Annotated in this window: 22 protein-coding genes, 1 pseudogene and 1 riboswitch; of the genes and pseudogenes, 8 read left to right on the top strand and 15 right to left on the bottom strand. The window is 56.2% G+C overall.

The window, feature by feature from the left end; all coding sequences use genetic code 11:
* Positions 1-20: 20 nt before the first annotated feature.
* Entirely contained in the window at positions 21-1,580 is a 1,560-nt protein-coding gene (locus BQ7486_RS07240; protein ID WP_022373328.1) for an RsmB/NOP family class I SAM-dependent RNA methyltransferase, read from the top strand.
* A 159-nt stretch (positions 1,581-1,739) separates the two neighbouring features.
* Here BQ7486_RS07240 and BQ7486_RS07235 read toward each other — a convergent pair whose 3' ends face one another.
* The 4 genes from BQ7486_RS07235 to pepT all read right to left on the bottom strand — a co-directional run bounded on the left by BQ7486_RS07235 (position 1,740) and on the right by pepT (position 7,051).
* Positions 1,740-2,831, bottom strand: coding sequence for an ABC transporter ATP-binding protein (locus BQ7486_RS07235; RefSeq protein WP_022373327.1), 1,092 nt, complete (start codon positions 2,829-2,831; stop codon positions 1,740-1,742).
* 2 nt (positions 2,832-2,833) lie between these two features.
* A complete protein-coding gene (locus BQ7486_RS07230; RefSeq protein WP_074009523.1) occupies positions 2,834-4,501 on the bottom strand; it encodes an ABC transporter permease in 1,668 nt (555 codons plus the stop codon).
* A gap of 87 nt (positions 4,502-4,588) precedes the next feature.
* A complete protein-coding gene (locus tag BQ7486_RS07225; RefSeq protein WP_022373325.1) occupies positions 4,589-5,581 on the bottom strand; it encodes an ABC transporter substrate-binding protein in 993 nt (330 codons plus the stop codon).
* Positions 5,582-5,809: 228 nt separating this feature from the next.
* Complete coding sequence (gene pepT / locus BQ7486_RS07220) at positions 5,810-7,051, bottom strand: peptidase T (RefSeq protein WP_074009522.1); 1,242 nt, start codon at positions 7,049-7,051, stop codon at positions 5,810-5,812.
* Positions 7,052-7,228: 177 nt separating this feature from the next.
* Between pepT and BQ7486_RS07215 the strand changes: the two genes are divergently transcribed.
* Both BQ7486_RS07215 and BQ7486_RS07210 read left to right on the top strand, forming a co-directional pair.
* The gene (locus tag BQ7486_RS07215) at positions 7,229-8,437 is read left to right on the top strand and encodes a hypothetical protein (protein ID WP_074009521.1); all 1,209 of its coding nucleotides are present in this window, start codon (positions 7,229-7,231) and stop codon (positions 8,435-8,437) included.
* Positions 8,367-8,831 carry a hypothetical protein gene (locus BQ7486_RS07210; protein WP_143183092.1) on the top strand — a complete coding sequence of 155 codons (465 nt, stop codon included), beginning with the start codon at positions 8,367-8,369 and terminating at the stop codon, positions 8,829-8,831. The genes BQ7486_RS07215 and BQ7486_RS07210 overlap by 71 nt, the downstream gene beginning before the upstream one ends.
* Before the next feature lie 37 nt (positions 8,832-8,868).
* Here BQ7486_RS07210 and BQ7486_RS11720 read toward each other — a convergent pair whose 3' ends face one another.
* The 3 genes from BQ7486_RS11720 to BQ7486_RS07200 form a co-directional block, all read right to left on the bottom strand.
* Positions 8,869-9,048: a hypothetical protein gene (locus tag BQ7486_RS11720; RefSeq protein WP_143183091.1), complete on the bottom strand. Its 180-nt coding sequence runs from the start codon at positions 9,046-9,048 to the stop codon at positions 8,869-8,871.
* 157 nt (positions 9,049-9,205) lie between these two features.
* Positions 9,206-9,439, bottom strand: coding sequence for a hypothetical protein (locus BQ7486_RS12125; RefSeq protein WP_143183090.1), 234 nt, complete (start codon positions 9,437-9,439; stop codon positions 9,206-9,208).
* 131 nt (positions 9,440-9,570) lie between these two features.
* Positions 9,571-10,398: a formate/nitrite transporter family protein gene (locus BQ7486_RS07200; RefSeq protein WP_074009519.1), complete on the bottom strand. Its 828-nt coding sequence runs from the start codon at positions 10,396-10,398 to the stop codon at positions 9,571-9,573.
* 115 nt (positions 10,399-10,513) lie between these two features.
* On the opposite strand from BQ7486_RS07200, the gene BQ7486_RS07195 reads away from it, so the two are divergent.
* Both BQ7486_RS07195 and BQ7486_RS11470 read left to right on the top strand, forming a co-directional pair.
* On the top strand, positions 10,514-11,047 hold the full coding sequence (locus tag BQ7486_RS07195; RefSeq protein ID WP_084765776.1) for an MOSC domain-containing protein: 534 nt from the start codon (positions 10,514-10,516) through the stop codon (positions 11,045-11,047).
* A complete protein-coding gene (locus tag BQ7486_RS11470) occupies positions 11,044-11,169 on the top strand; it encodes a 3-alpha domain-containing protein (protein WP_084765774.1) in 126 nt (41 codons plus the stop codon). The genes BQ7486_RS07195 and BQ7486_RS11470 overlap by 4 nt, the downstream gene beginning before the upstream one ends.
* 66 nt (positions 11,170-11,235) lie before the next feature.
* On the opposite strand, the gene brnQ is transcribed toward BQ7486_RS11470, so the two are convergent.
* The 5 genes and pseudogenes from brnQ to thiC form a co-directional block, all read right to left on the bottom strand.
* Positions 11,236-12,561, bottom strand: coding sequence for a branched-chain amino acid transport system II carrier protein (brnQ, locus tag BQ7486_RS07190; RefSeq protein ID WP_074009518.1), 1,326 nt, complete (start codon positions 12,559-12,561; stop codon positions 11,236-11,238).
* Positions 12,562-13,124: 563 nt separating this feature from the next.
* Positions 13,125-14,393: a type II toxin-antitoxin system HipA family toxin gene (locus tag BQ7486_RS07185; protein WP_074009517.1), complete on the bottom strand. Its 1,269-nt coding sequence runs from the start codon at positions 14,391-14,393 to the stop codon at positions 13,125-13,127.
* A 5-nt stretch (positions 14,394-14,398) separates the two neighbouring features.
* Complete coding sequence (locus BQ7486_RS07180) at positions 14,399-14,665, bottom strand: helix-turn-helix domain-containing protein (RefSeq protein ID WP_235836754.1); 267 nt, start codon at positions 14,663-14,665, stop codon at positions 14,399-14,401.
* Positions 14,666-15,565: 900 nt separating this feature from the next.
* On the bottom strand, positions 15,566-15,892 hold the full coding sequence (locus tag BQ7486_RS07175; RefSeq protein WP_074009516.1) for a DMT family transporter: 327 nt from the start codon (positions 15,890-15,892) through the stop codon (positions 15,566-15,568).
* Positions 15,893-15,979: 87 nt separating this feature from the next.
* Positions 15,980-17,824, bottom strand: a pseudogene (gene thiC / locus BQ7486_RS07170) (phosphomethylpyrimidine synthase ThiC); the annotation flags it as partial.
* Positions 17,825-17,884: 60 nt separating this feature from the next.
* Positions 17,885-17,979, bottom strand: a riboswitch (TPP riboswitch).
* 145 nt (positions 17,980-18,124) lie between these two features.
* Between thiC and BQ7486_RS07165 the strand changes: the two are divergent.
* Positions 18,125-18,598 (top strand): hypothetical protein, encoded by a 474-nt coding sequence (locus tag BQ7486_RS07165; RefSeq protein WP_074009514.1) that lies wholly within the window; start codon positions 18,125-18,127, stop codon positions 18,596-18,598.
* A 213-nt stretch (positions 18,599-18,811) separates the two neighbouring features.
* Here BQ7486_RS07165 and BQ7486_RS07160 read toward each other — a convergent pair whose 3' ends face one another.
* Positions 18,812-19,471, bottom strand: coding sequence for an outer membrane beta-barrel protein (locus tag BQ7486_RS07160; RefSeq protein ID WP_074009513.1), 660 nt, complete (start codon positions 19,469-19,471; stop codon positions 18,812-18,814).
* A gap of 230 nt (positions 19,472-19,701) precedes the next feature.
* On the opposite strand from BQ7486_RS07160, the gene BQ7486_RS07155 reads away from it, so the two are divergent.
* Positions 19,702-19,902 carry an AAA family ATPase gene (locus BQ7486_RS07155; protein ID WP_084765771.1) on the top strand — a complete coding sequence of 67 codons (201 nt, stop codon included), beginning with the start codon at positions 19,702-19,704 and terminating at the stop codon, positions 19,900-19,902.
* Between the two features lie 30 nt (positions 19,903-19,932).
* Here the strand turns inward: BQ7486_RS07155 and BQ7486_RS07150 are convergent, their stop codons facing one another.
* Together BQ7486_RS07150 and BQ7486_RS11935 are read right to left on the bottom strand one after the other, a co-directional pair.
* Positions 19,933-20,709 carry a tRNA threonylcarbamoyladenosine dehydratase gene (locus BQ7486_RS07150; protein WP_022372414.1) on the bottom strand — a complete coding sequence of 259 codons (777 nt, stop codon included), beginning with the start codon at positions 20,707-20,709 and terminating at the stop codon, positions 19,933-19,935.
* A 67-nt stretch (positions 20,710-20,776) separates the two neighbouring features.
* The gene (locus tag BQ7486_RS11935) at positions 20,777-20,935 is read right to left on the bottom strand and encodes a hypothetical protein (protein ID WP_154666315.1); all 159 of its coding nucleotides are present in this window, start codon (positions 20,933-20,935) and stop codon (positions 20,777-20,779) included.
* A gap of 361 nt (positions 20,936-21,296) precedes the next feature.
* Here BQ7486_RS11935 and BQ7486_RS07145 point away from each other — a divergent pair, with 361 nt between their 5' ends.
* Positions 21,297-22,820, top strand: coding sequence for a flavocytochrome c (locus tag BQ7486_RS07145; protein WP_074009512.1), 1,524 nt, complete (start codon positions 21,297-21,299; stop codon positions 22,818-22,820).
* Positions 22,821-22,868: the final 48 nt, after the last annotated feature.

The following is a 22,868-nucleotide window of genomic DNA, read 5'->3' as shown; positions in this document are numbered from 1 at the left end:
CCAGCAAAAAGGACAAAGCCATGACGGAAACCAAGAAGAAACCCGCAAAGAAGATGCCTTTTGCGCCGGTACGCCCCCGCCGTACAAAGACGGAAGACTCGCCCCGGATGACCGAGCGTCAGAGGGCCGCGAGAAAGCGCCAGAACATCGCCAATCAGCAAAACCGCAGTGAAAACCGCTCAAGAAAAGAGGGCCTGCACCGCGGCGCAAAACTTGTTCCCGGCGAGGTCCGCATCACTGGGCTTATTGCCGATGAACTCACGCGCGCCTTTGCTGTGATTCTGAAGCTTGACGGCCCGGCCGATCAGCTGATGAAGGCTTTCTTTAAGTCCAATCCCAAGCTCGGGGCCCGCGACCGTCAGATTTTGGCCGAAGCCATTTTCTTTGGCCTCAGACACTTAGGCGGCATTGCCTGGCGCATGAAGCCCATGAAACCGGCGCGTGTGCCGCGAGTGTCCGCGCTTTTAACGCTCATGCTGCAGTACGGGCCCGACTGCATGAATAAGGCCGTGTTAAAGGGAGACGCTGAAGTCGTGGAGCGCCTCTACAAGACCGACATCACCAAGGCTCCCAAGCACATTCAGGACGAGATGCCGCAGTGGATTTATGACCGCCTGGTCGAGCAGTTCGGCCCGGAGGAAGCGCACGCGGTCTGCACGGCTTCAAGCGGTTCGGCCCCTCTGGATCTGCGCGTGAACACCCTTAAAGCCAAGCGTGAGGACGTGCTCGCGGAACTTGCTGAACACGGAATCGTTGGTTCTGCGATGCGTTTTGCTCCGGACGGCATCCGTCTTGCAGACAAACCGGCGCTTATCCGCTCTCCCATGTATCAGGAAGGGCGCATTGACGTGCAGGATGAGGGGAGTCAACTTATTGCGCGCCTTGTGGGTGCCAAGCGCGGCGACATGGTCTGCGACTTTTGCGCCGGCGCGGGCGGCAAGACCCTGGCTCTCGGAGCGCTGATGCGCTCAACCGGACGCCTCTACGCGTTTGACGTGAATGAAAAGCGCCTGGCCGGGCTCACACCCCGCATGAGGCGTGCGGGCCTCTCCAACGTCTACCCGATGGCAATCCGCGACGAAAAGGACAACCGCATTAAGCGGCTGCGCGGAAAGTTTGACAAGGTGCTCATTGACGCCCCCTGCACGGGCACGGGGACATTGCGGCGCAATCCGGATCTTAAGTGGCGTCTGTCACCTGAAGAACTTGCACGCATCAACGGTCTGCAGCACTCGATTCTTGAAGAAGCGGCAAAACTTGTGAAGGCCGGAGGGCGCGTGGTGTACGCCACCTGCTCGATGCTTAAAGTCGAAGACCAGGACGTCGTGGAAGCTTTCCTTGCGTCGCACCCTGAGTTTGAGCTTTTAAACGCCGCGGAAGTCCTTGCCAAGCAGGGGATTGAACTGCCCTCCTGGCAGACCGGGCGCTTCGGCAATTACTTCGTGATGCTTCCGAACCTGCACGACACCGACGGCTTTTTTGCGGCTGTGCTGCAGAAAAAGTCGGATGCGGGCGTTAAGGCTGAGGAGAAGGAGAAAAAACGCCCTGCAGAAACGCAGAGGAAAGAAACGCTTTCCTGATATCGGGGATCGCCTGAGGTAAGTGACCCGTGACAACGCTCCGCGGGCCTATGGGAATTCCTGTGCAGAAATTGCGGAGCTTTTTTCCTCACAGGAGTTTTTTAACAAACGCCGCCGAGCTCCGAAGGCTCCGGTGGCGTTTGACTGCCGTGTGTTCCGTTAACCCCGGATCACAACGCCTGCGGTGGGTACAAATCCCGCTTCCACCATCGTTTCCGTCTCAAGAAGTCGTGTGCCGGGCAAAAAGGGCACCGACATGCTGTAGGGCTTGTCCTCGTTAACCCCGGTCTGCACGACCTGATAGTCAATGCGGTCGCCTTCAAAGAGACGGTTTACGATTTTCACCGGGAACGTGTTGGTGTTGCCGGCAAGCCGCAGGTTTTCGGGGCGCACCACAAGAAGCGCCTCTTCGCCCACTGACGGCGGATTTTGTTTGCCCATGCGCGCCGAGAGCGTGCGCCCGGCGGTCTCAAACTGCGCAAGCCCAGCGGCATCAATGCCGGTGAGTTTGCCGCGGATGAGGTTTGCCTGTCCGATAAAGTCCGCCACAAAGGCCGTGGCCGGATCTTCGTAGAGGTTCATCGGTGTACCGATCTGCTCAATGTGTCCGCGGTTCATGACCATGATGCGGTCTGACATTGTGAGCGCCTCTTTCTGGTCGTGCGTCACGTACAGGCACGTGATCCCGAGACTTTGCTGAATGCGCCGGATTTCGGTGCGCATGTGCAGCCTCAGTTTGGCATCGAGGTTTGAAAGCGGCTCATCCATCAAAAGCAGTTTTGGCCGCAAGACCAGGACGCGCGCCAACGCCACGCGCTGCTGTTCGCCCCCGGAGAGCTGGTTCGGATACCGCTCTTCGGCTTTGGCCAGGCCCACCATTGCAAGCGCCTCCCGGACCTTGTCTTTGATGACGGAAGCCGAATCCCCGCGGATTCTGAGGCCGTAGGCGACGTTATCAAAAATCTTCATGTGCGGGAAAAGCGCGTAGTTCTGAAACACAAACCCCAGACCGCGCTCGTTGGCGGGCACATGCGTGATGTCGGCGCCGTCCACCAGAATCTGGCCGGACGTGGGTGTTTCAAAGCCCGCCACCATCCTGAGCGTTGTCGTTTTGCCGCAGCCCGAGGGCCCAAGGAAGGTGAGAAACTCACCGGGTTTCACCTCAAGGTTGACGTTATCGACGGCCGCAAACTCCTCGTTATCCTTGACGTAGAGGCGGCGGATATTTTTCAGTGTGAGTGATACGGTCATGATCAGCGGGCTCCGATGTTGTCACCCGTGCGGCAGAGCGTGCGGGCAATGAGGGCCATCAGGCCCGAAGCAGTAAAGACGAGAAGAATGAGGACAACCGAGAAGGCGCAGGCCTGCGCAAACTGCAGTTCCGTCATGCATTCCAGAATGCGGGTGGTGATGAGCGTCCAGTGCACGGACACCAGAAAGATCGTGGCACTGATCGCGGTCATCGAATGGATGAAGAGGTAGCGCATGCCGGCCAAAATCGCCGGAAGCACCATCGGAATCGTAATGCTTGTGAAGGTCTTAAAGGACGACGCTCCGAGACTGCGGCTTGCTTCTTCAATTGAAGGATCAATCTGCGTTAACGCGGCAATGACGTTGCGGATCCCGGCCGAGGAATAGCGGAAAAGGTAGGCCGCCACCAAAATCCACACGGTACCGGTGAGAACAAGCGGCTTATCGTTAAAGGCGATGATGTAGGCAATACCCACAACGGTGCCCGGCAGCGTGTAATTTAAAAGCGACACGGTTTCCAGGGTCTTGTGGCCCCGCACTTTAAGGCGCGTGGCGGCGTAGCCGATGAGAACCGCGAGAAGCCCCCCTAAGGGCGTGCCGATGCAGGCGATGATGAGCGTATCCTTGATCGCCTTCATGCCGTGGGTAAAGACGTATTCGTAGTTTTCAAAGGTGAGGGTGTTGTTGACGCCCCAGACCTTGATGACGGAACCCAGGAAAATAATCGCGTAGATAAAGCAGATGAACGCAATCACCGCAACGACCGTACCGATGATGACGGACGATAAAAGCGGGCCCGGTCCCTTAATCGAACTTCTGCCGCCCGCTTTGCCGCTCACCGTCACGTAGCTCTTGCGGCTGATCCAGTAGTGCTGCAGGCCGTAGACCACCAGAGCCGGAATGAGGAGCATAAAGGAGAGCGCTGCGCCCCCCTTAAAGTCATACATCCCCGTGATCTGCAGATAGGCCTGCGTGGGAAGCACCGGGAAGGAGTGGCCTCCCAGAACCTGCGGCGTTGCAAAGTCCGCAAGTGAGCAGGAGAACACGAGCAAAAAGGCATTGGCGATACCGGGGGCCGCAAGGGGCAGCGTTACCGAGCGAAACACCGTAAAGCTTGAGGCGCCGAGCGAGTAGGCGGCGTCCTCAAGGTTCGGATCAATGCGCGCAAGGATTGTCGAAAGCGTCATAAACGCCACGGGAAAGTACGTGAGCGTCTCGGAAATAAACGTTCCCCAGAAGCCGTAGAAATTGAAGTTGTCGAGCCCAAAAAACTGCAGCAGGATCCCGTTGGGGCCCAAGGAAAGCGTCAGCGCAATGCTGCTTGTAAAGGGCGGAGAGATAAGAGGGAGAATCGTGACGCCCCCGATCACTAGTTTGAGCCATCCCGGCATCGCAAGGCGCGTGACGGCAAAGGCAAAGATAAAGCCCAGGACGGTGCCTGCGGCACCGACGGCGCAGCCCAGCAAAATGCTGTTGACCGCAGCCTGCCGGTCGTACCAGCTCGAAATAAAGGGCTTTAAGTTGGCCAGCGTAAAGCCGCCGTCAGCCCAGAAGGTCATCGCGAGAAGGCGCGCCAAAGGATAGACGACAAACACGCCCAGCAAAAGCCACAGCATGAGGACCGTGAGCTGTGTGGTTTTGTCGCGTCCCTTGAGTGTGAGGTTGGTCATACGGGAAACTCAGAAAAAGCGTACGGCGAAAACCCGGGGGCGGCTCTGAAACACGCATCCCCGGGCGAAACACAACGCAGTCAGGCCTTACTTGATGACTTCGTTGATCCAGCGCTGCGTGTACTCCTTGCGCTTTTCACCCTTCCAGGCGGTGTCAACCTGCACGGTGTGAATCTTTGAGAGGTCCAGAATCGGGTTGCTGGTCTTGACGTCCGTGCGCGTGGGAACGTAGTTAATCTTGTTGGCGACAATAAATTCGGCAAACTTTTTGCTGGCGGCCCAGTCCACAAACTGCTTGGCTTCGGCGTTGTTTTTCCCGCCCTTGATGACGCCGGTGGCTTCAATGCCGAAACTCACACCGTCTTCGGGGTAGGTGATCGTCACGGGGTAGCCCTGCTGCGCGATATCGAGCGCATCCACAATGTAGAAAATGCCGGAAGCGCACTGGCCCGTTGCGATGGGCATGGCGCCGCCCGCACCGCTCTTGGTGTACATCTGAATGTTGCCGTTTAATTTTTTCTGGAACTTAAAGGCTTCGTCTTCGCCCATGACCTTTACGAGCGAATAGATGCGTTCGGTGGCGGTGCCGGAGGTACGGGCATCAGCCATCTGAAGATTATTCTTATAGCGGGGATCGAGGAGGTCCGCCCATTTGGACGGGGCCTTCATGTTGTTTTTGGCAAGAAACTTGGTGTTGGTGAGGAAACACAGAGGAATGACGCCGATACCGGTCCAGTAGTTTCCGGGGTCGCGGAGGTTTGCGGGAATCGCGTCGGAATCCTTCGGGCGGTAGGCTTCAAAAATACCGTCCTTCATGCCTGCGGCATAGGTGTCGGCCGGTCCCCCGAGCATGACGTCAACCTGGGGGTTGCCGCGTTCGGCCGTGAGTCGCGCAAGCGCTTCACCGGAAGAAAAACGCAGGAAATTAACCTTGATGCCGGTGTCTTTGGTGAATTCGGCAAAGATGCGGGAAGCATACTTTTCCGGCATGATCGAATAGGCGTTAAGTTCGGCAGCGCTCACGTGGCCGGCTGCAGTGAGTGCAACAGCGATCAAAACGGCAGAGACTTTTTTATTCATAAGACATTCCTTCGAGTGATTCTCTCTGCGGCGGATGCGGGGATGCGCCGCGGACTTTCGAAATTTTAACCGTCCGCGCGGCATCGGGAAGCCGGAAAGGGGGACTTTGTCCTCGTGTAAAACCGGCAGCGCTTCAAATGAAAAAAGCCCGCGGCTTTATTTGCAGGACCGCGGGCAATGAGGAGATCTCGGCAGCCCTTTATTGCGGCTGCCTGGTGTGGGGATTATTTACGCGAGTGACTTTACGGTCGCTGAAACCTCAGCAATCTTCACGGCGACGTCCGCGGCTTTTTCAAGTGACTTCACCGGGATGCATTCATAGATGCCGTGGAAATTCATGCCGCCCGTAAAGACGTTCGGGCAGGGAAGGCCGAGGGAGGAAAGACGCGCACCGTCGGTGCCGCCGCGGATCGGCTCTTCAATCGGGGTGAGTCCGGCCTTTTCGTACGCAAGGCGCACGAGTTCCACAACCTTCGGTGCCTTATCAAGGTAGGGCTTCATGTTTTCGTAGCTGTCCTTGATCGTGATCGTGGTCGGAGCCTGCGGGCAGAGGCTGTTCATCTTCGCAACGAGCGTTTTCAGAAGTTCCTTCTTTTCTTCAAAAAGCGCCTTGTCGTGGTCACGCACGAGAATGCGGATCACGGTTTTGACGACGTTACCCTGCATCATGTCGGGGTGAATGAAGCCTTCGCGCACTTCGGTGCACTCAGGCGACACATCCGCGGGGAGCATCTCCATGAATTTGGCGGCGTAGCGCAGGGAATTTACCATCTTGTTTTTGGCAAGGCCCGGGTGCACACCCACGCCCTCAACCGTCACGACGGCCGTGGCGGCATTAAAGTTTTCCGTCTCAAGCGTTCCCGCCTCGCCGCCGTCAAAGGTGTAGGCGTAGGCAGCTCCGAACTCAGCAATGTCAAAGTTCACGGTCCCCTTGGCGATTTCTTCGTCCGGGGTAAAGCCGATGCAAAGCTTGGCGTGCGGGATTTCGGGGTGATTGGTGATGTACTCGGCCATGGCCATGACAGCGGCAACGCCGGCCTTGTCATCTGCCCCCAAAAGCGTAGTGCCGTCCGTAAAGACAATGTCTTCGCCCTTGTATTTCGCAATTTCCGGAAAGTTTTTCACGGGAAAGACGATGTTTTTTTCAGCGTTAAGAAGAACGTCATCACCTGTAAAGCGCAGGATCTGGGGCTTTACGTCCGTGCCGCTTGCGTCAGGCGACGTATCCATATGCGCAATAAACCCCACGGCCGGGCACTCTTCACAGCCCTTTGTTGCGGGAATCGTTGCGTAAACAACGCCGCCTTTGCCGATTCGGGCATCAGTGATTCCGAGGTCCTTAAGTTCCCTGACGAGTTCTTCGGCGAGAACAAGTTCTTTGGCCGAAGACGGTTCCGTGTCGCTTTCTCGCACGGACTGGGTGTCATAGCGGACGTACTTTAAAAAACGGTTCAAAACGCCTTCAGACATGGTGATTCCTGTTGTTGCATGACGGAAACGAAGATGCGGCAATTATGCACAGAATTTCCCGCAGGAAGCCCGGGGCTTGAGCCCCGGGAGGAATGCGGGCTTTCGAATTTTTTTAACCTTGGCCCAAACGCAGCCAAACCATGCACATAGTTTTCGCTTAAGGTATATTCAGCCGCTATGAAATCGCGCACACCGTCCCTTGTCATCGAGCTGGGCCTGAAAATCGGAGAGGATCAGGAAAGTGCACTGGAGACCTACTTCTCCGATGCACGCCAGCTCTTCAATGCTGTTCTCGGAACGGCAAAGAAACGCGTGCGCGCCATGAAAAGCACTGAAGCATGGAAGCTGACGGCCGCGATGCCCAAGGGCAAAGACCGCAACAAGCGGTTTAAGGAAATTCAGAAGTCCGCCCTCCTTTCCGAGTATGCCCTGCATGATGTCGTGAAAGAGCACCGTGCCAAGGGCGGCTTTACAAAGCGCATCGGCATCAACGAAGCGCAGAAAATTGCCACACGTGTCTGGCAGGGCATTGAGCGCCGGCTGCTTCATCAGGGCGGTCGGCCGCGGTTTAAGAGTGCTAAACGGGGCTTGCACAGCGTTGAGGGAAAATCAAACAAAACAGGGTTGCGTTGGAAGGCCAAGACGTGGACGCTCGAGGTTCTGGATCTGGTGATAAAGGCTGAAGCCCCGGATGCCAGGCAGAAAGAAGCGCTTCTTTCAGCAACAGATCCGTCCGGCTTTAAGCGTGTCAAATACTGCCGTCTTGTCCGGCGGATGATCCGCGGCCGTATGCGCTACTTTGTTCAGCTCATTGTCGAGGGCGTACCGCCCGTCAAGCACGTTTATGCTCCCAAGGATCTCAAGGTGGCTGTTGACCCGGGCCCGAGGACCATGACTTTTTACAGCCCCGAGTGGCAGCAAAAGATTTTGGTGAGCGCGGGCACTGTCTCTCAGGAAAAGGAGATTGCGCGTCTTTTACGTGTCATGGACCGCTCCCGCAGAGACACGAATCGGGAGTGCTACAACGCGGACGGCACCGTTAAAGCTGCCGGAAAAAAGATTGTCTGGAAGGAATCCAAGACCTATAAGGCAACAAAGGCAAAACTTGCGGATCTGTACCGCCGCCAGGCGCAAACCCGCCGTTGCCTGCACGGCGAAGTGATTAACCAGGTGTTCGGCCGGGCCGGCACCGTCATTGTGGAGAAGAACTCACACAAAGCATTTCAGAGAGCCGGATACGGCAAGAGTTTGGGCAAAAGCGGTATTGCAGGATTGATAACCCGGATGACAAGTAAGGCTGAAAGCGCCGGCTGTTGTGTGGAGGAAGTCAGTCCCCGCAAAACTGCGCCCGAGTCAGCACGATCCCGAAACGGGAACGTACCGTAAGAAGGCTCTTTGGGAGAGAAGTCATCAGTTGGGAGACACGGGCTGGTACATGGACCGCGATGTCGCGGCCGCCATGAACCTGTATTTTGCGGATCCCGCCACTGACAGCTACGATCTGAAGGCTGAGCAATCAGCGCTTGCGAGGCTCAAACAAGTCTCAGGGAACGCCGGATCGATAGTGCAGTACAAACCAGCGAATCGGCAAGACGAAGCAGTCCTTCGCCGGAACCGACGGATCGAGCTGATGAAGCCCGTAGCCGTAGAGCGGTTGCGTTTTAAATGTTCCTGTGGTGCAGGGGACGCCCGGGCAGACAAGGCCTCAAAAACCTTGCCTGTTACGGGAAAGCCTGCACCGTGTCAGGAAACCCCGCGCTTTCAAGCGCGGGTTGTTTAGGGACAAAGCTTTCTGGGACGCCGCCGTCAGGAGCGCCTTAAAGCCCGCCCAACGCGCAGCCGACTTTTTTGCGGACGCCTTCGGGCAGGACTTGAGTATCAAAGATCAATGATTTCATGAGCACTTTGACGCGCGTCGAATGTTTCTCAGGTTTTTTGAGAATAACTGAAAGAAGTCCTTTTTGCTTCCTAAGATCGAAGAAACGAGAGACGGTCATAGGAGGCAGCGCAATGCTTGCGACGCGTTATTTTGTGGAACAGCTCACGGGCCGCACACCCGTGGAAACTCTGAGGATTCAGGCGGCAAGAACGGAAAGAATCCGGCTTCCGACCCGGTTTTCGGGCTTGGCGGGCCTGGGCGTCCCGGAGGCCGTCTTAGCGCCCCTGTCGGCCCTTGTAGCCGATGAACCCGATGGCATCCGTGAGAGCCTTTTGGTCGGCGTCTTTCTTCTTTGTGCGTTTGAGGGGTATCCCTTCCGGGCGCGTGAAGGGCTGCAGAAATGGTTTATCCGCCGCGGCGGCGTGAGCCCAGAGGATGCGATTGCCGTGCGTGAAGCCGTTCAAGTGCTGAACGGCCGAGGAGTGCTTTGTCGTGCAGGGCGCGGGCAAACACGGTTCCGTGACGTTACGCGATGGTGTTGTGCGTCAGAGCCGGCCTGCCAATGACGCGTTTTTGCGCAGTGTTTAAGTTGTGATGCAAAACAAAATGATTATTTCAGGAAATACTTTTTCGGCCATTGTCAGCGGGCCCGTTTAATGAAGCAGTAAAACCCGGCAACCAGTACCGCGCCGCCCACGATATTGCCGAGCGTTACGGGGATGAGGTTGTCAATGAGAAAGGTATTGACGGTGGCGGTGAGTTCCGGTACCTGACCGGCAGCAGCCAGTGCCGCATAGCGAGGATCGGCCGCGGTCATCAGTGCCGCCGGAATGAAAAACATATTGGCGACACAGTGTTCCATCCCGAGAGCCACGAAAGCCATGGTCGGAATCCAGAGCGCGACGATTTTGCCCGCCGTGTCCTTGGCACTGTAGGCGGCAAAGACCGCCAGACACACAAGCCAATTACAGCCTACGGCCCGCCAGAAGGCTTCATCAAAGGGAAGGGCTGTTTTGGCGTTGGCAAGTTTCACAAGCGACGCAGCCCAAGGCATGGTGTTTCCGGCCGTCTCGAAAATAAGGCCGCTTGCAACGGCCATTGCCCACGCCACAAAAAGGGCACCCGCAAAGTTACCGATCCAGGAAAGTACGCCTGAGCGCGTGGCCTCAAGGATACTGACGGTTTTCCTCTCCCAGGCAGCCGTGAGGCTTAAGCAGTTGCCGGTAAAAAGATCCGCCCCGCAGATGACGGTGAGCATCAGTCCCAGGGGAAAGACCATGGCAAAGACGAGTTTTCCCATCGAGCCCCAGACCTCCCACGGCAGCATCGCGCCGCAGCGCACGGCAAGAAAGCCGCCCAGTGCAATGTAGGCACCCGCAAGAAAACTCATGGCCAGTGTGGCGGGAAGCGTTTGAGAAGCACGGGCTGCGCCGCCTGCGGCCGCAGTGTCAATGAGTTCGCCGGACATCGTCTTTCCTCACGGAGTCGGGGGTTATCTTTTAAGTTTAGGGGGCACGAACGCGTTTCGCCTCTGCCTTTGGAGTTAGACTCAGGCCAAATCCGCTACCTCTTTCGGAGAATCCATGGAAAAACCGTTTTTTGTTATTGGGAGTGTCCGCGTCGGGCGTTCTCAGTCGATCGGCACCTATGACGGCGCTGAGCGCCGCACAGCGATTGCTAAAGAGGCTGTCACCGGGCCGGTTGAGCTGACGCCCACCGGTTTTACGGGTGACGAGCAGTTTCACACGCACGTGCACGGCGGGCCCGATAAGGCGGTGCACCAGTATCCGGCTGAAAGCTACGGCTTCTGGCGCGAGCCGCATCCTGAGGCACTGGAGCGCTTTGTTCCGGGCGCCTTCGGCGAAAACCTTTCAACGACGGGCGTTGCAGAAGGCGACGTCTGCATCGGTGANGAGGGCCCGGGGGAACAGCCCAAAGGGGGGGCGGAAGCGGGGTTTTGGCCGGGAAGGGGCAGCAACCCCGCCGCTGCGGCTGGTACTGGCGGGTATTGGAAACAGGGACGGTGGATGCCGGCGAGGAAGCGGAACTTCTCGAGCGCCCGAATCCTGCGTGGAGTGTGGATCGGGTGCTGCGGCTTTGGTGGGAGGATCCCATGAACAGAGAGCTTCTCACGGAACTTCTGGCTCTTAAAGGGCTTTCGGCGCGCTGGCAGGAAAAGACGCGGGAGCGTCTTGAAAGCGGCATGTGTGAAGACTGGACGCGGCGTCTGACTTATTGAACCACGACCGCTGCACAAAAAAATCGGGAGCCCGAAAGCTCCCGATTTTGGTTTAAGACTTGGTTTTTAGGCCTTTGCAGGCGTCATGCTCTTTTGAATAAAGCCGATCACAAAGCCCACCACGGCAAAGGGAATCCACCCGAGGCCGATCGTGTGCAGCGGCACATAGGTCTGCAGGAACGTTTCAATGCCGCCCAAGGGGACCTTCGCGGTTTCAAGACCGTTAATGGCGGCCATGATGAAGGTGAGACCCACGGTCCAGGCGTAAACGCACTGACGGCCGCCGAAGAACTTGTGCAAAAACACCAGCGCAATGAGCGCCACGCACAGCGGGTAGATGAACATCAGCACAGGAATCGTGGAAACGATGATCGTCTTCAGACCGAAGAGGCCGATCAAGTAACTCACCACCGTAAAGAGCGCGCACCAGGTGACGTAGGAGAAGCGGCCCGTCAACGCACGGAAGTAAATCGAGCAGCAGGTGATCAGGCCGATTGCGGTTGTGAGGCACGCTAAAAGCACGATGGCCGCAAGCACCATGGCACCGGTGTCGCCCATAAGAACCTGAGCGCTCTTGGTGAGAACCGGGGCACCCGTGTCCTGCATGCCGATCACACCCACGCTGTCCGCGCCGATGCGGGCGATGAAGATGTAGATGACGGCAAGGAACGCACCCGCCAAAAGCCCGGACTTATAGACTTCACGCGCCACGTGCCCGGAATTTTCAAACCCGGCCTCTTTCACGGCCGTCACAACAAGCGTTGCAAACACGAGTGAGGCGATGGCGTCCAGGGTGTTGTAGCCGTCGAGTACCCCCTGAACCGCAGCGATCACGGGAGTGGCGTAATTGGCGCTTGCAGCCTGCGGGGCTCCCAGGGGCGTAATGATCGACTTCACGATGAGGATCAAAAGCGCAAGGACCAGGAGGGGCGTTAAGAACTTACCGACGCGGTCCACGATTTTGGAGGGCGAAGCCGAAAGCCAGAAAGCAATGGCAAAAAAGACCGCAAGGAAAATCGGGAGCGCAATGTCGGCAAATTCCGCAGCGAGGAACGGCCGCACGGCGATTTCAAAGGAGACGGTGCCGGTACGGGGAACGGCAAAGCACGGGCCGATCGCCATGTAGCAGACGATGGTGTAGAAAATACCGAACATCGGGTGCACGCGGTTGGCGACCTGATGCAGGTCGTGGCAGCCGGAGTAGCCGATGGCCATGACGCCCAAAAGCGGCAGGCCTACACCCGTGATACAAAAGCCGAGCAAAGCCCAGCCGAGGTTTTCACCCGCGACCTGGCCCATTGCGGCCGGGAAAATAAGGTTGCCTGCTCCGAAAAAGAGGGCAAAGAGCATCAGACCGATGGTTATAAATCGGTTTTTATTACTATGTTCCATGGGAAATCACCCGAAATTTTTGTTCTTTTGCAGCATTTCCTGGGGGTGCGCAGGCACATCCGCCGGGCACAGGTGAGCCCGACGTCAGGAAAATCGACGTTTCCGTCAGGGGTATGAAACGTCCGGCGCAGCCGTCCGGTGTCCGGATCACGGAGAAAAGGACGGCTCACAATGAAAACCCGATTGGCTTGTAACAACAGGTTTCCGTGAGATCAGGAACCGAGTATAGCCCAGGCGAGCCCTGAAGTCCCCTGAAATTTTTAGGCAAAACACCGTAGAAACGGGGTTTGCGGGTGAAATTCAGGCCTGCGGCCCGGTTTTAGTGTTACCGGTCTCGCTTTTTCTCATACGCGAGCGGCTGACGTTTCCCAGGTCGTTCACGGCACGGGCGATGAAAACAAGACTGTAGGTGTAGGCCAAAATCAGAACCGGACATACGTTAAAGTATAAAGAAACTAAACAAATCAGAAAATACTTTAAAAGGACGTTGAGTGACTGAAAGAAGCGGGTTTTGTATTTGCAAGTAGAAGGTCAGGAATCATTTCAGAAAATACTTGTTTTTATCAGGCAAACGATCTTTCCATCAGTTCGAGCTCTGCGTTGGTTGCCTCAAGACTTCGGGCAGTATGAGACCAGCTGCTTAATATCTTCTGAAACGTAAGGCGAAGTTCCTTAGCATCGCCGGTAGGAACACCGAAATACCGGGCGACGGAAACCGCTGTCTCGGGTTCGGCCACGGGGTCGGTTCCCCGGATCGGCGTCTGCAGAAGCCGGACACTCATAAAGGCCGGTTTGACAAGCGGCGCTGAGAGCGGAGCAAGCCGCCAGCCATACGGAGCGCGGATAAAAAAGAAGTCGGTGAGCTTGTCGCGGCCGTTACCCGTGAGGGTGTTAAAAAGGAGCCTAGCAAAGAGCTCCCGGAGATCCGTTTTGGTATCAGCGCCGTCCCGGTTGAGGATATCGGCGATATCAAGATAGGTTGGCAGCACGGGTTTTCCGGTCCTGATATTGACGCGCGGGGTCACCAGCGTTGCCGCGGAGAGGGCCATAAGGGGCGTGCCGTTGTGAGACCGGTCAAAGCGCTCCTCGAGGTAGGCTCCATTTAAAGGCCCCGGAAGATATTGAAAGGCAAGGGTTTTGAGCCCGCACTGGCGGGCAAGCTCTATCGTCACCGCGTGCCAGCGGGCGGTGTTAAAGCCTTCTGACGTGTCAGCGGGCCGCATAACCCAGCCGCCATCGGTTTTACCAGCTGCTTTGATCAAGGCTTTGGGTGAATTTCCCCCGATATCAGTGCATAAGTCAAGTGCAAGCTGTAGATCCGGCGTCTTGAAGCGCCGCGCATCGTGCTTCAGATCATCCAATAAAGTGAGAATTTTCTGCAGCGTTTTTTTCTCAAAGGGGTCGCCCGTGAAATTCCTTTGAATTGAACCGGTTAGGGGAAGCCGAAGGCCGGAGAAACGGTCATTTTCGTGGCCACTGAAGGCCCAGAGATGGTCTTCAGTGAGTGCTGACGCAGATTGAGGCAGTTTGAGGCCGTTTAAATGCGCTGCTGCTGTCAGGTCCCTGATCCAGCTCCCCGGGTGCAAATCCCGAATGAAGAGGAAAGGGGGATTGTCGCCTCCGGCGGGACCCGGCGTGAGATTCACCGAAAAGGTTTTGTCAGTGAGCGGCAGATCAGACCCAAGGGAAAAACCGGATTTCAGCCAAGCCGCATCGTAACGGAAGGCCGCCGTCGTAATCCGTTCGCTGTCGGCGCTCCAGAGAAGCGAACCGATACGGCGTGGTGTCTCTCCGGCAAGCCAAATTTCCCGGGCGGAGGTTTCGGACGTCATGACGGTCAGACTCCCTTTGTCGAACGGCGGATCCGTTTTGGCAAAAGTTCCTGTTCCAACGTCACCGACAGGGGATCACTCTTGGCAATCTCAGAAAATGGGGTTCCCAAGTCTAAGGCGAGGAGGACGGAAGCCACGGCTCCGATGGCAACGCCGCAATTGCCGTTTTCTATTTTCACCAAAGTCGACAAACTGATGCCGCAGCGCTCGGCGAGCTCGGTCTGGGGGAGGCGGCGCTTGAGCCGGGCGACTTTTATATTGTTACCGAGCACTGACAAAGATTCTTCAACTGCAACAGAGGGTCTCATATAATTTAAATAAAAATGCTTAAAAGGTATAACATTCACTATTATGATAATTATCTCGCAAACCCGACGAATAATCAACTTCCCTCAAATTCCGCGGTTAAGTTGCCAGTCCGCTGATTGCAATTTCGATCTAACAGGCTCTATAAGACAAATTAACCGGCATAACAATTTGAATAAAACAAATAATTAGTTTTCTGAAGTCTCGCTGTCGGTCTTTTGTCCTCTGTTTAGCCCCGGACAAGCCCGGATTTTTCTAAAACTTCGCCGCCCTGCGGCAGCTGCTCTGGTTCGGACGCCGCTCATGCCTGTACGAACTAGAATTGATAGTCAGTCTCTAAATTAGATGACACGGTATCGAGGTATCTGTCGCCACGGCACCTGCTACCGCTGCAGGACTGTGCGAAATGGCGCTGTTGTGCTCAGCAGTGACAGCAGACCATTGTTTCTGCGTGATTTTTCTCGTTGCTGACGATCGGGTAACGGGTTTCAGAACGCAAATAAAACGCCTTAAACCGGCGCTTTGTTCGTATTGACCGGGCTTACCGGTTTTATTTGTCTTTTGAGCTGAAAGCAATATGATTTTGCAGAGGATTTTTATATAAGTAATGTCTGTTTAAGTGAAACAGAAAATACTATATCGCTGCCGGTACTACAGTAGTTTCTTACAGTGCTTTGATTATTAATCTTTTTTCTGAAGTCCGCTGTCGGTAGCTACAATGCCGATGAGAATCAGCGCGCATCCGAGACACGCTGTGAGCGTGATTCCCTCGGACAAAAAAGGTAGGCCGTTACAGAATTTCCCGCATTCCTCCCGGGGCTCAAGCCCCGGGCTTCCTGCGGGAAATTCTGTGAAAACGGATATTTCTATGCCGATGTGAGCTTGAGGCCCACAACCCCCGTGATACAGAGCGCCAGAAAAAAGATCTGCCCGCCCGTGAGCGTTTCCTTAAAAAGAAGCCAGCCGCCGAGCGTGATTCCTATGGTCCCGAGGCACGTCCAGATCCCGTAGGCCAGACCGGCCGGCAGGTCGCGCATCACAAGGATCAGAAGCCACATACTTAAAAGGCTCAGACCCACGGTGACGCCGCAGAACCATTTACCAAGTTCCATGACGGCGGCGGCTTTAAGGCTCAGTCCCCAGGTAACTTCGACGAGAACGGCCACAGCGAGATAAATCCAGGCGGCAGACATGCGTTTGATCCTTTTCGGGCGGAATAAAAAAGCCCGGTTTTTGTCCGGGCATTATAGGTTTTCCGAGGCTTAGGAACGGCGTTTTTTCGCCCAGTCGCGGACTTCTTCGGTAATGCGCATGGCGCAGAAGTTCGGGCCGCACATCGAGCAGAAGTGCGCGGTCTTCATGCTTTCCTTGGGCAGCGTCAGATCGTGAAAGCTTCTGGCTTTCTCCGGATCAAACCCGATATTGAACTGATCGTACCAGCGGAATTCAAAGCGCGCCTTACTCATGGCGTTGTCCCGGATCTGCGCGCCGGCGATGCCCTTGGCGAGGTCTGCGGCGTGCGCGGCGATTTTGTAGGTGATGATGCCGTCCTTGACGTCGTTTTTGTCCGGCAGCCCCAGATGTTCCTTCGGTGTGACGTAGCAGAGCATGGCGGTTCCTGCGGCTCCGATCACGGAAGCCCCGACGGCGCTTGTGATGTGGTCGTACCCGGGCGCGATGTCGGTGACAAGCGGTCCCAATGTATAAAAAGGCGCGGCGTTACAGAGCTGCTCTTCGGCTTCGGCGTTTTCTTCCACGCGCTGCAGCGGAATATGGCCCGGGCCTTCGATAATGACCTGAACGTTACGTTCCTGCGCTCTCCGGCAGAGTTCGCCCAAGGCCGCAAGTTCAGCCATCTGGGCGCTGTCGCAGGCATCGTGAATGCAGCCCGGTCTTAAGCCGTCCCCGAGACTCACGGTCACATCGTAAGCGGCCAAAATGTCGCAGATCTCGTCAAAGTGCGTCCAGAGGAAGTTCTCCTCGTTGTGGGCCATGCACCAGACGGCCATAATCGACCCCCCGCGGGAGACAATGCCGGTCAGGCGCCCCGCCGTGAGCTCAATAAAGGGAAGGCGAAGCCCCGCGTGAATCGTAAAGTAGTCAACGCCTTGTTCAGCCTGTTCAATAAGGGTGTCGCGGTAAAGTTCCCAGGTGAGGGCCTCGGCTTTGCCGTTGACCTTTTCAAGGGCCTGATACATGGGAACCGTTCCGATCGGAACCGGGCTGTTCCTGACAATCCATTCACGGGTTTCGTGGATATTTTTGCCGGTGGAAAGATCCATCACGGTGTCTGCGCCCCAGCGCGTCGCCCAAAGCATCTTTTCAACTTCCTGACTGATGTCGGACGTGAGCGCTGAGTTTCCGATATTGGCGTTGATCTTGGTGAGGAAGGACCGGCCAATCACCATCGGTTCGCATTCGGGGTGATTGATATTGCAGGGAATCACTGCGCGGCCTGCGGCAATTTCGCGCCGCACGAATTCAGGCGTTACTTCTTTGGGGACTTCAAAACAAGTATGACCGGCCCGGTGCTGCTGCAGCAAAAAGGCGCGGCTTCGCGGTGAGACATCCCGCAGGCTTTCTTCATAGGTCCTGCGGTTGTTGTTTTCGCGGATCGCAGCAAATTCCATCTCTTCGGTGATGATGCCGGCGCGGGCGTAGGCAAGCTGCGTAACCGCCTTTTTCCCCGCCGCGCGGCGGATGGAAGAGGTGCGGTTGAATCGGATGGCGTCGAGTTCAGCTTTCTGAGCCCGCTCGTTCCCGTAAGCGCTTGTCATGCCGGAAAGTTCTTCCGTATCACCGCGCCCGAGAATCCAGGGCGTGCGCAGGCCGGTGAGGCCCTTCGTGATGTCCACGGTTTTGGCGGGGTCACCGAAGTCACCCGAGGTATCGTAGACAAAGATCGGGGGATTGACTTCGGTTTTACCTTCCGGGAGCTTGGATTCAGCAAGGTCAATGGCGCGCATCGGAACGCGGATACCGCGGCTGCCTTCAACGTAGATGCGGCGTGAGCCCGGCAATATCCCGGTGGAACTTGCGCGCGCGGCATTGCTCGGGCGTTGCGCAGCCGTTTCGGACTTTATTTCGGTAACTGATATTGCGGCCTTTTTGGTTGTTTCAGCCATCGCGGGCTCCAAACAGAAAAGGCGGAAAGAGGGATTGGGGACGAGGGGAGACGGCGTCTTCCGGACGTGTCCGCGTTTCCTTCCGCCGATATAAATCGGGTCAAGTTCGAAGGGTTTGTCTCAATCGGCTTCAGCCGATACCCCCAACGCATGACGGGCATTGTAGCCTGATCGGTGAGGTATGCATTTGAAGCGTTATCAGAAATAACAGTTCAGCAAATACTAATCCCTAGATGACCGAGATCCATACGCTAAAATCGCGCCAAGGCTTGAAGTCTCTGAGAAGGATCCTTTCATTCCATGCCGATCACTTTGCCCGGAAACAAACGCATCAACCAGCTTGCGGCCGTCATTGCCGTTGGTTTTGCCGTGGCCGCCGTCTGGCAGGAGTTCGGCAGCCGCGGTGAACCCGGCGAAAACGAATTTGCCGACGCCGCCATGCAGCAGATTAAGGATCAGGGGGCTTTCACAAAGGAAGTCTGCGGACTGTATGCAAAGGCCGCCGTCAAAGGCAGCCGTGAGGGTGCGTTGCTGCTGACGCAGTGCGTCAATCAAAGCTATACCGGTACGACTTCCGACCGCCGCATTCTGTTGGCTGCGCTTTATCAGATGGCCGGAGATGCCGAGGTGAACGGTATCCGCGCGTCCAAGCAGCTCGAAAATCTGCGCCTCACGGAAACCGAGAAGGCGGCGCTTGCGCATTTTGATATCAAGGCCGTGCTCGACGGTACGGTTTTCGTTTCTCCCATGAATATGGGGCGGCTTGAGCGCTGATCAGACAAAAACAGCTGAAAAACCCGCTACAAAGTCAAAATGCAACATAACTACCATTATGTTGAATTAAATTTTGGGCTGAAAATCAGAATTTCGATGACGGCAGGATTTGCCGGATGAAAAATCTTCGGACCGCCGTTAGCCGGTCCGAAGTTCCTCTCTTAACAGATGAGTTCAAACTACCGTTGGATGACTTCCGGATGAGTGCCTGGCTCAGAAGTTCATCTTGAACCCGACGGTTACTGTGTCGTAATCAACATCGGGCATGACAAAGGTCTGGCCGTCCCGGGATTCTTTGCCGGCGTTAAAGAAGTGCTCGTACTCAAGCCGCAGGCTGAGGCGCTCGGTCATCAGCCACTCTGCTCCAGCTCCGAGGTTCGGCGCAAGACGGGTTTTTGACTTGCTGAAGGAATACTGCGGTTCCGAGGCGTTGTTTTTGCCGTCAATCCGGATCAGTGCAACGCCTGCTTTACCGAAAACAGATAAAGCGTCTGTAACCGGGAGAATGGCAACGGCATCAACGGCGAGACCGTAACCTTTAAATTCGGCGTGGCTGCTGACAGGCTGCCCGGCTTGGATGCCGGCATGATCGTGTTTACTTTTGCCGAACCACCAGGCGGCGGCTTCTACGGCAAAATGGTCGTTTACGCGGCAGCCGACTGCCAGTTTGGCAGTGACATTACTGTTGTCTGCGTCGTTAACGGGATTTTGGTTGTTGGCGGTATTGACTGCGCCGACGGCCTCTTTGTAGTTATTGTCGGAGTGCACCAGGCCAGCAGAAATAAGGCCGTACCAGTTCCCGGCAACAGCGGGGGGAAGCGCTGTGAGAATGAGTGCGGCGGCCGTTAAGGCTGATGTTGTCAGGCTTCTCATGGTATATCCTCAGAAATCGCGCGGGACAAATTTCCTTTACCCTTCAGTGGATTGTACTTGTATTTACTAGAAAGTTATAAATTCAACAGCAGAAAGCATCTGTTTAATTATGACGAGACGCATTTCTTGTTATCTAGAAAAACTGCGCACAGGTGCAAAAATTTTAAATAGACCTTCGCTGCTCTGTTAAAAACCTCCTCACGAACCGGTCCCTTTTGTTGGATAGCCAAATGCGCATTGAACGAACACGAAGCCTCAACCGCTTGATTTCCAACCGCGGTAACGGTCAGATCAAAATCATCACCGGTATCCGGCGCTGCGGCAAATCCTACCTGCTCGGTGTCCTTTTCCGGGACTATCTGCTGCAGACCGGTGTGCAGGCCGATCAGATCATCACGCTCGAACTCGATAACGACCTCAACGCACGCTAAAGACTTTCTGCTTGACAATGTCAACAAACTTTAGGCGCCTCTGACGACGCGGTTGATCGCCACCGCTGCCATCTGCATCCCGATCGTTGCCGTCACCACAACGCCTGAACCGTAGCCGGAACACGCAAGTCCCTGAGAGGCCATGTCGCAGGCCTCTTTCCCCAAGGGGCGTTTGACTTCTTCATCCGAATAGACGGCCGTTACCTTAAAGGGTTTCGGACTCCCCTTACTGTCCGCCTTCGGAAAACCGTACTCTTTTCTCAGGCGGTAACGGACGCCCGAGAGCAAGGGATCGCCCTTGATTTGCCCGAGGTCTCCGATCTTAATGAGAGAGGGATTGACGCGGCCGCCCGCTGCGCCGCTTGCCACAACGAAGTTGCCGGCACGCTTACAGTGCGCGATCAAAGCGGCTTTTGCCCGTACCTGGTCAATGCAGTCAAGAACGACAGCCCCGGATCCCACAAGTTCCGAGACATTTTCCTCATTGACAAAGTCTTCAATGAGTGTCAGGCGGCAGTTTGGGTTAATGAGCGCCGCGCGGTCTCTTAAAACATCAATCTTGGCTTTGCCGAAATTGCCGTCCATTGCCTGAATTTGGCGGTTCACGTTACTCTCGGCGACGTTATCGAGGTCAATGAGCGTGATGTCGGCTGCGGCCGTCCGGATCAGGGCTTCCGCAGCCCAGCTGCCGACGCCGCCCACGCCTACAACCACAAAGTGTGCTTTGGCGATCGCCTCCGCCCCTTCGTGTCCGTAAAGGCGCGCCACGCCGCCGAAACGTCTTTCATAGTCCATTGCAACCTGCATCGCCGTCCGCTCGCTGTTTTATCGGGGAAATCAGATCCCCTGCTCTTATCAGCCCGATTTTAGAGCCTCAGGCGGCGGTAAAGAAGTTTTTGAGGTTCTTCATGCCGGGCTCAAGCCCCCTGCGGATAAGCCAGAGGCTCTGAACGCCGCTTGCAGCCGACATTGCGGCCACGACCGCCACAGCCTGCCAGGGCGGCATCACTTGCAGCCACACGCCCAAAGACATGAGCGCCTGCCGAAACCGGCCAGACTGTTAATAAAGCCCCCGGCGGCAGCGCCCAACACGAGCCAGACAATAAGTTCAACGGACATACTTTCCCGAGGAAGTGTTGTTTTTCTTCTGACAGTGCGCATTTCCCGCCCTAAACCCACCGTCTTTCAACGGAGAAAGCATCTAAACCAAGGGATAACCCGTAGAAATAGTCCCTCCTGTGACAACACAGTGCTTTAAGGCAGACCTCCTAGGAGGTTGACGAACAGATAATGCGGATTGTCAAAAGACGGGCGAATGCCGCAAGGCCTCGCGCCTGACAATTCCAAACAAAGCCCCCGGCAACAGGGACTTGGTATTACGGAGAAGTAAGAAAATGACAGATATGAGCCGTCGTTCTTTGATTCAGGGTTCTTTGGCGCTCGGCGCCGCCGGCTTTATCGGTGCGGCTGAGGCGAGCACCCAGGCCAAGGTTCCCTCAAAGTGGGATGCCACCTATGACGTTGTCGTCGTGGGGTCGGGCTTTGCAGGTTTGGCTGCCGCGATTGAAGCCAAGAAAGCCGGTGCTTCCTGCGTGGTTCTGGAAAAGATGCCCACCGCCGGCGGCAACTCCATTATTAACGGCGGTATTCTGACCGCTACCGGCTGCCCCCAGCAGCTCAAGCACGGGATTAAGGATTCTCCGGAACTCCTTGCCAAGGACATGCTCGTTGCCGGCCTTTACATGAATAACCCCGAAAAGGTGAAGTTGGTTGCCGACTCTGCCCTGTCCAACTACGAATGGACCGTGAAGGAACTGGGCGTTGAATACAACCCCGATGCAATCGGTCAGGAAGGCGGCCACAGCGTCCCGCGTTATGTCTTTACGAAGAACGGTTCGGGCTCCGGCATCGTTTCCAAGGAACTCGAAAAGGTTGCAAAGCTTGGCGTCAAGGTCGAAACCCGCACCTACGTTGAACACATCATCCGTGATGAAAAGGGTGCTGTTCTTGGCTTGCAGATCCGCAAGGGCTACCGCTTCCCGAAGGCCGGTTCCGGCCGCGTGCAGTTTATCCGCGCAAAGAAGGGTGTTGTGCTCTGCTACGGCGGCTTCTCCCGTGACGTTGCCTACCGCACGATGCAGGATCCGAAACTTGCCGCAAACCTCGACTCCACGAACCAGCCCGGCGCTACCGCTGAACTCTGGCGTGAAACGAGCCGCATTGGCTGCGCTCAGGTCCAGAACGACTGGATTCAGTGCACGCCGTGGAACAACCCCAAGGAAAAGGGCATGGGTATCGGCTGGACCTTCTCTCAGTCCGGTGCCGCTGAATACGGCCTGTGGGTTTCTACCTCCGGCAAGCGCTTCGTGAATGAACTTGCCAACCGCAAGGTCCGTGCCGACGCCATTATGGTTGAGCACACCAACGGCTTTAAGGCGGTCGCCATCTGCACGGCTGCCAACCTCAAGGCCTTTAAGGAAGCCCGTCCCGGCATGCTTGAAAAGCTCCTGGAAGGCGGAATGTTGAAGCAATACAAGTCCCTGAAGGACATTGCCGCCGACTGGAAGATTCCGGCCGATCAGCTCGCCAAGACCGTTGATGAATTCAACAAGGCTGTGAAGGCGAAGAACGATCCCCTCTTTGGCCGTTACATCAACAACGAACAGGTGCCGCTCGAAGGCGACGCGTGGTACGCCTGCGAAATGAGCCCGAAGGTTCACCACTGCATGGGCGGGCTTGTGACCGATATGCAGTGCCGCGTTTTGGACGTTGTCGACAACAAGCCCGTGAAGGGCCTCTACGCTGCCGGCGAATCCACCTCCGGCGTGCACGGCGCCGTGCGTCTGGGCTCCTGCGCTATTCTTGACTGCCTCGTCAACGGCCGTATCGCTGGTCAGAGCGCTGCCAAGGCCCTCTGATTCAGACTCAGTCGGTAAGACTGCCGGCAGGGAAATCCTCATCCTGCC

Origin of the sequence: Duodenibacillus massiliensis (genome assembly GCF_900128485.1) — a bacterium.
In the GTDB taxonomy this organism is placed as follows: domain Bacteria; phylum Pseudomonadota; class Gammaproteobacteria; order Burkholderiales; family Burkholderiaceae_F; genus Duodenibacillus; species Duodenibacillus massiliensis.
Note: the sequence above shows the minus strand (reverse complement) of the source record. Positions and strands in the feature narration are given on the sequence as shown.